This window comes from Pseudoduganella sp. jia 9 (assembly GCF_055502615.1).
On the sequence record NZ_JBUPWE010000019.1, the window covers coordinates 94,537 to 107,041 of the forward strand.

Here is a 12,505-nt window from a genome sequence, read left to right on the forward strand (position 1 = left end):
TGACGCGCTCCCCCCGGCCGGTGAAACCGGTCAGCGGCCGAAGCGGAAGTAATCGAACTCCGCGTAGCCGGCGCGCGTGGACGTGTTCGACGGCGTACCACCCGGCGCCTGGGCGAACAGGCCGACCTGCGTGCCGACCCAGCGGCCCGGCTGGGTGGTGAAGGCCGTGCCGAGCGGCTGGAAGGTCACGCCGTCGAGGCTGTAGCTGAACGTGACCTTCGCATGCGTGGAGCGCAGCATCGAGTGCCAGTACGGCGGCGGATTCGGCGTGCCGGCCGTGTCCGGGGCGGGCTCCGGCACCACCACGGGAGCGAACGCCATGCGCACGTGCACCGGCCCCTTCACCTCGACCGGCGCGGCCAGCACGGTTTCGGAACTCTGCCTCACCTTGCCCTTGTTGACGGCCAGGTCGGCGTCCAGGCGCGTGGCCTGCACCAGGCGCAGGCCGGCCGGTGTATTTTCCAGGCCGATCCACGCATAGTCGTAGCCATACACGACGAGGCCGGCGCGTTCGCCCGGCTGGCCGCCCGGTTTCAGTTCCAGCGCCGTCGTGACGGAGAACGTCATGCCCGGCAGCTTCTGCGTCAGCAGGTGACCCGCTTCCCACAGGTTGGCCGGCGACGACACGGCCTTCAGCCGCAGGCGGCCCTTGACGGCGGGGTCCACCCAGTCGGCCATGGGATTGGCCATCCATTGCCAGCCGAGATGGTAGCCGTTGTCGAATTCATCGTTCGTGACCGGGATGGCGGCGGCCTGCGCAGCGACCTTCGGTTTCCGGTAGCGCGTCACGGGCGCGCCATACGGGGCATTGCCCTGCTGCGCGCCGATCACCGGCCAGCCATCCGCGCCCCAGCGCATCGGCTGCAGGTACACGCGGCGGCCGTACGAATCGGCATCCGAGAAATGCACGAACCAGTCTTCGCCGGCCGCCGTATCGACCCAGGCTCCCTGATGCGGGCCGTTGATCGCCGTATCGCCCTGGTCCATCACGTTGCGCCCTTCGTACGGGCCCTCGATATGCCTGGCGCGGAACACGCCCTGCCAGCCGCCCTTGACGGAGCCGGACGGCACGAACACGTAATACCAGCCCTTGCGCTTGTAGAGTTTCGGACCTTCGGTGGTAAACCAGGGCATCGGGCCTTCCGAGGTCGCCACCTTCGGCAGCTTGTCGCCCTCGATGATGCGTTTCTCGCCGCCCAGCGTGCGCTTGCCGTCCGCGCTCATCTTCTTCAGGGTGATCACGTTCTTGAAGCCGGCGCGAGACCCGGCGAAGCCATGCACCAGCCAGGCCTGGCCGTCGTCGTCCCAGAACGGCGCCGGGTCGATCGCGCCCTTCTCGTCGTCGACCAGCACCGGCGCCGTCCATGGCCCTTTCGGATCGGTGGCGCTGACCATGAAGATGCCGAAGTCCGGGTCCGGATAGTAGATGTAGAAGCGCCCTTCGTGGTGGCGGATCGCCGGCGCCCACACGCCGCCGCCATGGCGCGGCACCGCGTGGTGGGCGTCGGGCACGTTGCGCGCCAGCGCATGGCCGATCAGCGTCCAGTTCACCAGGTCCTTCGAATGCAGCACCGGCAGGCCCGGCACGTTCGTGAAGCTCGACGCGGTAAGGTAGAAATCGTCGCCGACGCGCACCACGTCGGGATCCGAGTAATCGCCGGCCAGGATCGGGTTGATGTAGCTGCCGTCTCCCTGGTCAGGGCTCCACACGCCGGCCGGCATCGGCGCGGCCCTGGCGGCGGATGTCGCGGAGGTTACGGGGGGTGCAGCCAGGGCCGCGGAGAGAAGGAAGCCGGCGGCCAGCAGCGCGCTGGCGGGGGTCGTTGGTCGCAATGTCGTCTCGTCTGGTGGTTGAACATCCGGCGCGGGCGGCCGTGTTAGCGCCCCATTTTGCCTACAAGCAGATGTTTACCGCAACCATTGACGCCCGCAACGAACAAGCAATCAGCATCGTGATCAAAGGGCCGGTGCAAAACGGCCAGTGCGCAGCGGCCGGCGCGAAGCGGCCGGCCGCTGCGCGCAGCTGTCAGTCCGGCGCGTTCCTGCGGCCGCGAAGCCGCAGCAGGCCAGCCACCATCGCCAGGCCGGCGCCCAGCATGCCGAAGGTTGCCGGTTCCGGCACCGGCGAAATCGGCGCCGGTCCGGTACCCGCGCCGGGATTGCGGCCAGTCAGGCCGGCCCCATAGCTCGCCGATCCGAACGGCGAGGCGAATGCCGAGGAGGCTTGCATCAGGGTCTCGGGCTCGCTGGCCACCATTCCCGCCATGGCGTCGGCAACCGCCACGTCGTCCGGCGACGCGGCGCGCACCAGGCCAGGCTCGGCAGGACGCGGCACGGCGACCGTGGCTGGCACGGCTGCGCCGCCGCCGCCAATCGCCGTCCCGCCGCCACTTCCGGCGACGCGCTGCACGCGGCTGATGTTGCCGCAGATCTGCGGCACGATCAGGCACTGGTTGTCTACGCAATACACCTTGCCCGGCTCGCGCCTCGTGTCCGCCCACTGGTCGCGCGTGACGGTACCGCACACGGTGCGTTCGCCGAAATGCATGTCGGTGATCTGGGGACTGTAATCGTATTTGCCGGCAATACTGTCGCGCATGATGGCCGCCGTATCGTCGGCCCGGCCACTCTCGATCTTGGCAATCAGCGCCGTTCTTACCGGTGCCGGGATGTCCACGTAACGGGACACCGCCTCGCTGACGGTGCCGCGATAGGGATTCCTGCCAGGATGGTTCCAGGAACAGTTCGGCAGCATGGCGGTCGCAAGGGCAGCACTGGCAAGCAACATGGACATATGGACACGTGTGTTGAGATTTAGGTAACCTCAAGTATATCCTGCTGACAATTCAATTACAATCTTGCAATTGAATTCCGTCGGGAATTATGCCTTCTTGGGCGTACAAAGTGTTGTAATCCAGGATGATGCAAAACTAAAAGTTTCATTTTGGTAGTTTTTTGATGCTACGATGCATCCGTGGCCGAGATAACGCCACCATTGCCCGGTGCCCAGGACGCCACCCGGGCGGCCGCGATGGCAGGCCGCCTGTTCCGTATCAGCCATCGACTCCGGTAGCGCGGCCGCCAGGCCGCCGAGTCCCCACCATGTCCCTGTTATTAGCTTCGGCTGCCATGACGGCAGCCGCGATGATTCCCGCCTGCTCGTGGAACACGCCCGGCCGCCATCCGTATCGCGGCACGGCGATGGAAGCGGTGTCCCGTTATGTCGACATTCCCGCGGCAACACGCAGCCGCCTGGCCGCCAGGATCGGCGCCGGCAGCGCCGACGACGACGTGATCATTACCCGCGATGCCGTCGAAGGCCGCCACGGCTATCACCCCGCCATCACCGGCATGCATTTCGGCCGCCGGACAGTGTGCGAAGAGGTTACGCGCGAGCGCTGGCCCGCCACTGCGCGCGAGCCCGCGAAAGTGTATTGCGAGGACGGCCACTGCCTGATCGTGCCGCGCATCTGCGGCAACATCAGCCGGATCCGGCGCAGCGCCGGCGGCGGCGCACCGGCAGCCGCGGCCGCTCCCCGTCCCGGCGTGCAAGGCGGTGGCTATGTTCCGCGTGGCGGATCGATCCCCCTGCCGGCGGGCGCCCCCGAGGCCGACATCGAGCTGGCCGACGCGATGGCGCAACTGGTGGCGGGGCCGGCAGCTGCACCGGCGCCGCCGCACGCACCGGGCTTCCCGCTCGGTGGCTGGGCACCCGGCACGGGAATCGGCGCGCTGCCCATTGCCAGCCTGCCGGCCGCGATGCCGGCGCTGCCGGTCCCCGAGCCGGCGGGCTGGATGATGTTACTGGCGGGTGCGGCCTGCCTGGTCCTGTCTTCGCGCCTTCGCGCATGACAGGCCGGCGCCATCAATCGTCGGCGGGCGTCGGCTCGACGTTGCCGATGAAGGAAGCATGCACCTTGTCGATGCGCTTGTCGTCCATGCCGGCGATGACGAAGCGCCAGTTTTCCCATTCGACCAGGTCGCCGGAGGTCGGCAGGCGGCCCAGCAGCAGCATGATCATGCCGCTGATCGTATGGTAGTGGCCCTTCTCTTCTTCCGGCACGCCGCGCAGGCCCAGCCGATCCTTCAGTTCATGGACCGGGATCGTGCCCGCCAGCAGCCATGAACCGTCGGGATGCTGCACCGCCCATGCTTCTTCCTCGTTGCGGGGCGTGAACTCGCCGGTCAGCGCTTCGAGCATGTCCTGCACGGTGACGATGCCCTCGATATCGCCGTATTCGTCGATCACGAACACCATCTGCATGCCGCTGGCGCGGAACTGTTCCAGCAGGCCCATGCCGGTCAGCGTTTCCGGCACGTAGGTGGCCGGCTGCGCGATCGCCGCGAAGTCGGGCATCTGCCCCTTTGCCATCACGGCCAGCGCCTGCTTGGCGGTCACCACGCCCAGCACGTTGGCCAGGCCGCCGTCGCACACGGGGAAGCGGGAATGCTCCGACTCGAGCAGGCGCGCCACGTTTTCCTCGACCGGCAGATGCATGTCGAGGTAGACGATGTCGGAACGGGGCACCATCAGGGAACCCAGCTTGCGGTCGTCGAGACGGAACAGGTTGCGCACGATGTCGTGCTGCTGCTGCTCGATCGCGCCGCTTTCCGAGCCCTCCTCCAGCATGGCGTGGATTTCTTCCTTGTTGACGCTGCTCTGGGAGGTCTGGCGCACGCCCATCAGCCGCAGGATCGCGTGGGTCGAACCGGTCAGCAGCATCACGAACGGGCGCGACACCACGGCCAGGCTTTCCATCGGTCGCGCCACCAGCCGCGCCACCACTTCCGGGGCGATCTGGCCGAGCCGTTTCGGCACCAGTTCGCCGATTACGATCGACACGTAGGTGACGACGATGACGACGCCGGCGGTCGCCATGATTTCGGCCGGCTCCTGGCCGACACCGAGCGAGACCAGCCAGACCGACAACGGCCTGGCCAGCACCGCCTCGCCGACGATCCCGTTCAGGATGCCGATCGACGTGATGCCGATCTGGACGGTGGACAGGAACCGCGTCGGATCCTCGCCCAGCTTCAATGCGGCCGCCGCGGCGTGATCGCCCTCGGCCGCCAGCTTCATCAATTTGCCTCTGCGCGCCGTGACCAGCGCAATTTCCGACATCGCGAATACACCATTCAACACGATCAGGCCGATCAGTATCAGCGGCTCCACACCCTGCCCTTCATTCCATGCCAAACGTGCATCGTAGCATGTGCAAAGGTAATGCAGCGCAGCATCGGCATGCCGCCATGCCGGACAGCGCGGTCAGGGCGCGCTGCCTGCCTTGCCGCGGTAGTAGTCGGCCAGCACGCCGAAGGCCTGCTTGCGCACGCCGGTTTCCGACACCAGGCCCTTGCGGTTCCAGCCGTTCTGGAAGACCGGATGCTCGCGCCGCGGCGACTGGAAGTCCTTCAGGATCCATGGCGACATGCCCCGCAGGGTCGGAATGCGGTCGGCCATCGCCAGCGTCTTGCGGTAATACTCGGCCTGGTATTCCTCAGTGAATTTCTTCATGCCATCATTCCTGTAACCCGCCAGCGCGTCGGCGCCGAACTCGGAGAGGATCAGTGGGCGGCCGGCCGGCACCTTCCACTTCAGCGACGGCAGCGCGTCCAGCGTGTCGTTGCCGTACCAGCCGGCGTAGGTGTTCACGGCCAGCACGTCGAGCTTTTCGACCAGCGGATCCTTGATGACGGTGACGTCCTCGCCATTTTCCTTGTGCCGGTCGACCAGCAGCGCGGCGCTCACCAGCCGTGTCGGGTCCAGCGCGCGCACGTTGTCGGCCATGGCGCCGTGGAACGCCGTGCGGGCCGGCGACACCGGCGTCTCGTTCCCCACGCTCCACATCACGACGGCGGCGCGGTTGCGGTCGCGGTAGATGGTTTCCGCCTGCATCGCCAGCGCCTTGCGCAGCACGGCCGGGTTTTCCCAGTCCACCGTCCAGTAGACGGGAATCTCGCTCCACACCAGCAGGCCCATTTCATCGGCCAGCCGCAGCGTGGTTTCCGAGTGCGGATAGTGGGACAGCCGCACGTAGTTGCCGCCCAGTCCGTGCTTGATCTCGGTGAGCAGTGCGCGCGAGGCCTGCTCCGTCATGTTGCGCGCCGGGTTCGGCCCGAACTCCTCCTCGTGCAGCGAAATCCCGCGCAGGAACAGCGGCTTGCCGTTCAACAGGATCTGGTCGCCCTTGACGGCGATGGTGCGGAAGCCCATGCGGTCGCGTACCGTGTCGCCGGCGGCGGAGAAACGCACGTCGTACAGTGCCGGGCTGTCCGGCGACCAGCGCTCCAGCTTCGCCGGTGCCTTGATATCGAAGACGGCGCGGCCGTTCGCATCGGTCTTCGCCGTGGCGCTGGCCAGCGTGCCGATGGCAACGGTGACATCCTGCCCGGCCGCCCTGTCGCCCTGCAGCCGCACTTCGCCGGCGATGCGCCCGTCGGCCTTCAGGGCCAGCGTGGCGTCGTCGATGAAGGTGGCCGGCGTGCGGATCAGTTTCACGGGCCGCGTGATGCCGCCATAGAGATCCCAGTCGGTGATGAAGGTGGGGATCGATTGCGCATCGTGTGTGGAATCGACACCGACCGTCAGCCGGTTGTCGCCGCCGCGCAGCGCGCCCGTCACTTCCAGCACGAACGGCGTGAAACCGCCTTCGTGCCGGCCGATCTCCTTGCCGTTCAGGTAGACATAGGCCTTGTAGTTGACGGCCTCGAAGCGCAGGAAGGCGCGCCCGCCGTCCGGCGCCGGGGCCTTGAACTTGCGCTGGAACCACACCAGGCCGTCGTAATAGCGCATTTCCGGCGTCGCCGCATTCCACGCGCCGGGAATCGACACCTGCGGGCCGCGGTCCATGTCGAATTCATAGAAGTCGGTGGTGGCGCGCGCTTCCTCGGCCGCCACGTCCAGGTCGCGGTAGCGCTGCATGCGCGACTTGGCCACCCAGCCGTTGATGTCGGTCAGGCCGGTGCGGTACAGGTCCTTTGAATAGGTCCACTGGCCGGACAGGTCCTGGATGTCGCGCGACTGCGCGCCGGTCAGCAGGAATCGGGGCCTCAGGTCATTGGCCGGCTGTACGCCCGATCCCTGCGCTGCGCCGGCCGTGCCAGCCAGCGGGAAAGCCAGCACCGCCAGCAAGGCGATCACGAATGTCTTCATGTCTTTACATCCAAAAAAGTTAGGGAATCAGTCCGGCGGCGCGGGCGGCATCGTCCAGCGTGGCGCCGCCCAGCGCCATGTGCTGGATGGCGGCCAGGCCCCACTGCGCCGAGCCGTTGGTGCCGATATTGGCCAGTTCGACGAGCGGGCGCAGCACGGCCGGGCCGTCGACGCGGCGCGTGCGGCTGCCTTCCGGCTTCAGCCAGGTCGACTGGAAAAACTCGCGCCAGGCGCGCAGCGCCAGCGCCCGGTCGCGTTCGTGGTAAGCCGCGTAGGCGGTCATCTTCGAATTGGTGTCGCCCATGCCGCGACCGCCCGGATCGCGGCCCAGCAGCGCGACGATTTCCTCCTTCGGCGCATTGTAGGTACGGCAGTACTGCAGCCATGCCTTCCTGTAGGCCGGTTCGTCGACCAGGGTCAGCAGCTCGGAATTCATTTCCACCACGCCGAACACGCCGTTCAGGTTCGAGAAGCTGGCCTTGTCGCCCGGCCCGTGGAACTTCCCGGTACGGTGGTCGTACGGCGCGCCAGCGGCGAACCACTGCCGCTTCAGCGCGGCGATGCTGCGCATGCCGTTGACGATCTTGTCGCGCCACTTCGTGTCGCCGCTGCGCTCCCACTCGGCCAGCCAGGCCGCGATCAGCGAACCCCACACGGTGCCGAACGACGCGTTGATGAATTCGCTTTGCGGCGCCCCGTCCTTTTTCGGCAGCTTGCGCGAGATGTCGACCTTGGCGAGATCGGCGTCGGAATCGAGCAGCTCGCGCATCAGGTCGCCCACCCGCTCGTCGGCGGTGAGAAAATAATAGATGCGCCGGTAGGCGGCATTCGACACGCGCGGCTGCTTCGACGAATCCGACCAGTGCTGCACGCCGTGCCGCGTGCCGAAGCCCTTGAAGCGGCCGAGGTGATACACGTCCACCTCGCCCGTGTGCCGCGTCATCGCCTCGGCGTAGCGGAAGATGTCGGCGCGGCCGGTGCGCAGGTAGCTGTACCACAGCCACAGGTCGGTCGACAGTTCCGAGTTGTCCCACGCATAGCCGCCGATGTCGTAGCGCCACATGTGGCGGTCGGCGTCGTACGAGTGCATCACGTCGCCATACGACCAGAAGCCGTACCAGCGGTGCTGCTGCGTCTCGCGCAGGTACTGGTCCAGCTGCAGCGCGAGGCGGTCCTCGATCAGCTTGCGCGCCGGCGTGCCGGTATCGACCGGGTCCCAGTCGCCGAACACGCCGCACTGGTGGATGCGTTCGGGGGCCAGGACCAGCCGCGCCGGGTTGGCGGCCTGTTCGGCCATCGCCGACAGGGTCTCGTGCGACGGCGTGCCGCCGGTCACCCACAGCTGCAGCTCCGAGGTGCGCGCCACGCCGGTGGCGGCATCCCAGCCCGCCTCGTAATCCTCGTACGTGATGTTCAGGCCGGCGATCTGCTCCTGGTGCGTGTCCATGCCATCCTCGCCGCGGTAGGAGCGCATGTCCATTGCCGGCGCGGACGGCGACCAGAGCCAGGCCGTGACGTCGGCCATCGGCGTGGCGGCATTGCGCACATCCAGCTGCACCGGCGCGCGCTGCCAGAAATCCTTCAGGCCCAGCACGACGCCGCCGGAGGCGCCGCCGGCATACACCAGTCCCTTCGAGCGCGTGCCGGCATTGGAATCGATCCAGGCGCGCCCCGCCTTGGTACGCTTCTTCAGTGTAAAGCCGTCCGGCGACAACTGCGCCAGCGAGAAATCGCCCCACTCGGGAATCCATTGCAGGCCATCCTGCACGGGCTTCGCCATGCCGGCCAGCGGCGGCAGCGCGCGGCCGGCCACCTGCGCATCCCTGTATGCCTGGCCGGGATCGCGACGCAAGCCGGTCACCGGCCGCACCGCCTCGCCCCAGATGCCCACGCCCTCGCCGGCGAAGCGCACATGGCGGTCGTGGGTCGGGTCGCTCATCGGCACCTGCGCCGTCACGCCCAGGCCGCGGATGAAATCGCGCTCCGGCGTGCCGTCATAGATGAACGAATGGACGATGCGCACGCTGTCCGAACCGGCGTAGAAATACAGGCGCACCGAGAACGGCAGCCAGTCGCGCCCGCCGCCGGTGTGCAGGCCGTCGAGCTTCAGCACGGCGCGCACCGGGCCGGTCTGCTCGACCGTCACCTTCGTGACCTTGCTGGTGAACGGCTGCCGCGCGACGCTGCCGGCTTGTTCCGGCTCCGGGCCGTCCTGGCGCAGCGCCACCAGTTTCAGGTGCTGCAAGGTGAGCCGGCCCGCGCGCACGGCGCTGGCGACCAGGTGCTCGCCCTGGGCCGGCACCGTCCACACGACGTCGCCGGCCGTAACCACCACCTGATCCGCCGCCTGGCGCACCGCGACATTGCCATTGGCGGAAGCGCCCGCCTTCAGGTCCCAGCCCTCGGCCGGCGTACCGCCAGCCACGGCGTGTGCCGTCCACTTCAGCGAGCCGTCCGGCCAGTACGCCAGCGGCCAGGACTGCACCGCCGGACCGTTGCCGCCCAATGCAAACGCCAGCCGCTTGCCGGCCGGCAGCCGCAGCGTGCCGCGCGGCCAGGGCACGCCCAGCGTGGCGCCCTCGAACCGGGCCGGCGCCTGGCCATCGAGCCAGCGCAGCGCGGTGCCCGATACGGGCCTGGCTTTGGCGCCGGTGTTCGCGGTGACGGCGGCCGACAGGCCGGGCAGCGTGCTCAGTACGGATGCGGCCGCGGCCGATTGCAGGAAGCGCCTGCGCGAGGTGGGACAGGTGGACATGGGTCTCCGGTGCGCGCGGCTGCCGGGGATACCGTCCGGAGCGCCGCGCTAATATATTAGTGTTCGGAGATGGTAAGGTTCCGCTCAGCCGGTGTCCATCGGCTGGCGGAAATGCTCAAGGTATTGATCAGCGGGCATGCCACTGAGGTGGCCACGAAATTGCCTGTCCCTCCAAGGCAGTCATGCGCCTCGCGTCCCTCGTCCCAGCCGCGCGCTACCTGCACCCTGTCGGCACAGCCGCGTTCTTTGATGTGTCAAATAAACATCACATACCAAAGGTCTGAAGAAATAGTCACTTCTTGGTTAAATTGCCATTTATAGTATTAAATTTACCACAGGCAATACTTACTTGCTAAGTGAAAGTATCGAGAGAGGCTTTTGATGACAATCATAGAGAAGGATCTGGTGCCAGTCAGGGATCCGGAGCACGCGCAACGGCTGCCCGAGGCCCATGTCGGCAGCACCCGAGGTACAAAGGCCGCTGGTGCCGGCTCGCCACACCTGCCATATCGACGCGATATCGACGGATTGCGCGCGCTGGCCGTGATGGCAGTGGTGCTGTTCCATGCGTTCCCCCGATGGCTGGCCGGCGGCTATGTGGGTGTCGATATTTTCTTTGTCATTTCCGGTTTCCTGATTTCTTCCATCCTGTTCACCAGCCTCGCGAATGGAAGCTTTACCTTCGCCGATTTCTACGCGCGCCGCGCGCGCCGGATATTCCCGGCCCTGGTCACCATGCTGCTTCCGGTGGGACTGTTCGGCTGGTACGTGCTGACCCCTGACGAGTTCTCCACGCTGGGCAAGCACATTGCTTCAGGCGCTGCATTTGTCGCCAATATCGCGTTGTGGCTGGAGACCGGCTACTTCGACAGCGCCGCCGACCTGAAGCCCTTGCTGCATCTGTGGTCGCTCGGCGTCGAGGAACAGTTCTACATCGTCTGGCCGATCCTGCTGTGGGCCGCATGGCGCAGGCGCTGGCCGCTGCTGGCAGTGTGCGCCGCTCTTGGATCCGTCTCATTCGGCGTCAATGTTGCCGCCATCGACACGCATGCGGACGCCGTGTTTTTCCTGTCGTTTACGCGATTCTGGGAATTGCTGGCAGGCGCGGGGCTGGCGTACTTCACCGTTACCCACGCGGGCCGCAATATCGGCGGGACATATGCCGGCACCACTGCAGCCGCGCTGGCGCGCAATGTCGCTTCCCTGGCCGGCACAATCGCGCTGGCCGGGGCGATCTACATGCTGGACAAGTCGCACGCCTTCCCGGGCTGGTGGGCTCTGGTGCCGGTTGGCGGGGCAATACTCGTGATCGCGGCTGGCCCGCATGCCCTCATCAACCGTTTCGTCCTGGGCAACCGGCTGATGGTTTCCATTGGCCTCATCAGTTATCCCCTTTATCTGTGGCACTGGCCTTTGCTTGCCTTCGGCCGGATTCTGCAAGGCGAAATGTCCAAGGAACTTCGCTTCGGACTGATTGCGCTGGCAATGCTGCTGGCGGCAGGAACATATCAATTCGTCGAGAAAAGACTGCGCCGTTCCAAACCGCGCTTGACGCCGACGAAGGACCGCCGACAGCTTGTGTACCTGTATTCGGCAATTGCCGGCTGCTGTGCGGTGGGACTGGCGGCTTGCTGGGGCTATCTCGGCGCGAGAAGCGACGCGCGCGACGTCGGCACCTTGCTGGAAGCCCAGTTCGACCGTGATTTTCCGCCGAGGAGTTTTGCAAAATTATCCGCGACTGGCCCAAATTTCTTCACCCGCGCAGGCAACGCCCCGGGCTACACGGTGTTCATCGGCGATTCGCTGGTCGAGCATTACGGCGCCCGTATCGAACAGCTGATGTCCACGACGTCCAGCCAGCACCACTCGGTGATTTTTGCCACTGGCCCGGGCTGTCCGACCATGCCCGACCTCTTCTATGTCGCTGCACACACTCATCCAGCCTGCGCCGAGGTCAACCGGCAGGCCTGGCGGATCGCACAACGCGCCGATGTGCGCAAGGTCGTCATTGGCGGTGACTGGGATCGCGATCTGAGCCACTTCAATCCTCGCGTGGCGTACCGTGTCGGGAACACGTCGCGGCTGCTCGATACGTCCGAGGGGATCGACGCGGCCTTCGCCGGACTGGAAGCGCGCGTGGCGGAGCTGGCCAAGACCAAACACGTCTACATTTTGCTGAGCTCTCCCAAGAACGAGAACTTCTCGCCAAAAAGCATGCTCATCGGCTCGCGCTGGACCTCCCTGACCCGGCGGGAAGGCTCGCCCACGGTCGACATCAGCGAATTCGTGCAAACGAATGCCAGGGCGCGCGCCCGGCTGGTCGAGATGGCGGCACGGCATGGCGCCACGGTGATCGATCCGCTCCCGAGCCTGTGCAAAGGAACCTCATGCAACGCGGTATCGGAAGACGGCCGTCCCTATTTCATGGATGGGGCGCACATGCGCCCGTTTTACGTGCGTGAAAAGGCCACGTTCCTGGACAAGGCGGTGCTGGCCGAGTAAGCCTGCGGCGCAGGCCGGGTGTGGGACTTGACCTGTCCGGCCGGAACAGCCTGACGACCAGGCTGTCGATGTCGCGACGCCGGCCGTCCTCGAAG

The 12,505-nt window shown here is 66.5% G+C and carries 7 protein-coding genes; 2 read left to right on the forward strand and 5 right to left on the reverse strand.

Annotated elements, in window-relative coordinates:
- Positions 1–30: 30 nt before the first annotated feature.
- Both ACY34H_RS24025 and ACY34H_RS24030 read right to left on the reverse strand, forming a co-directional pair.
- Positions 31–1,833, reverse strand: a complete 1,803-nt coding sequence (locus ACY34H_RS24025; RefSeq protein ID WP_464979991.1) for a glycoside hydrolase family 43 protein — start codon at positions 1,831–1,833, stop codon at positions 31–33.
- Between the two features lie 193 nt (positions 1,834–2,026).
- On the reverse strand, positions 2,027–2,794 hold the full coding sequence (locus ACY34H_RS24030) for an MHFG family PEP-CTERM protein (RefSeq protein WP_464979992.1): 768 nt from the start codon (positions 2,792–2,794) through the stop codon (positions 2,027–2,029).
- A 308-nt stretch (positions 2,795–3,102) separates the two neighbouring features.
- On the opposite strand from ACY34H_RS24030, the gene ACY34H_RS24035 reads away from it, so the two are divergent.
- Positions 3,103–3,852 (forward strand): MHFG family PEP-CTERM protein, encoded by a 750-nt coding sequence (locus ACY34H_RS24035; RefSeq protein ID WP_464979993.1) that lies wholly within the window; start codon positions 3,103–3,105, stop codon positions 3,850–3,852.
- Positions 3,853–3,865: 13 nt separating this feature from the next.
- Here ACY34H_RS24035 and ACY34H_RS24040 read toward each other — a convergent pair whose 3' ends face one another.
- The 3 genes from ACY34H_RS24040 to ACY34H_RS24050 form a co-directional block, all read right to left on the reverse strand.
- Entirely contained in the window at positions 3,866–5,173 is a 1,308-nt protein-coding gene (locus ACY34H_RS24040; RefSeq protein ID WP_464980035.1) for a hemolysin family protein, read from the reverse strand.
- A 93-nt stretch (positions 5,174–5,266) separates the two neighbouring features.
- The gene (locus tag ACY34H_RS24045; RefSeq protein ID WP_464979994.1) at positions 5,267–7,153 is read right to left on the reverse strand and encodes a glycoside hydrolase family 2 protein; all 1,887 of its coding nucleotides are present in this window, start codon (positions 7,151–7,153) and stop codon (positions 5,267–5,269) included.
- Positions 7,154–7,172: 19 nt separating this feature from the next.
- On the reverse strand, positions 7,173–9,908 hold the full coding sequence (locus ACY34H_RS24050; RefSeq protein ID WP_464979995.1) for an exo-rhamnogalacturonan lyase family protein: 2,736 nt from the start codon (positions 9,906–9,908) through the stop codon (positions 7,173–7,175).
- Positions 9,909–10,289: 381 nt separating this feature from the next.
- Between ACY34H_RS24050 and ACY34H_RS24055 the strand changes: the two genes are divergently transcribed.
- A complete protein-coding gene (locus ACY34H_RS24055; RefSeq protein ID WP_464979996.1) occupies positions 10,290–12,410 on the forward strand; it encodes an acyltransferase family protein in 2,121 nt (706 codons plus the stop codon).
- Positions 12,411–12,505: the final 95 nt, after the last annotated feature.

What these genes read in the sequence shown, in the direction of transcription:
- ACY34H_RS24030 (WP_464979992.1), bottom strand. Translation starts at nt 2,794, where the DNA reads ATGTCCATGTTGCTTGCCAGTGCTGCCCTTGCGACCGCCATGCTGCCG.
- ACY34H_RS24035 (WP_464979993.1), top strand. Translation starts at nt 3,103, where the DNA reads ATGTCCCTGTTATTAGCTTCGGCTGCCATGACGGCAGCCGCGATGATT.
- ACY34H_RS24045 (WP_464979994.1), bottom strand. Translation starts at nt 7,153, where the DNA reads ATGAAGACATTCGTGATCGCCTTGCTGGCGGTGCTGGCTTTCCCGCTG.
- ACY34H_RS24050 (WP_464979995.1), bottom strand. Translation starts at nt 9,908, where the DNA reads ATGTCCACCTGTCCCACCTCGCGCAGGCGCTTCCTGCAATCGGCCGCG.
- ACY34H_RS24055 (WP_464979996.1), top strand. Translation starts at nt 10,290, where the DNA reads ATGACAATCATAGAGAAGGATCTGGTGCCAGTCAGGGATCCGGAGCAC.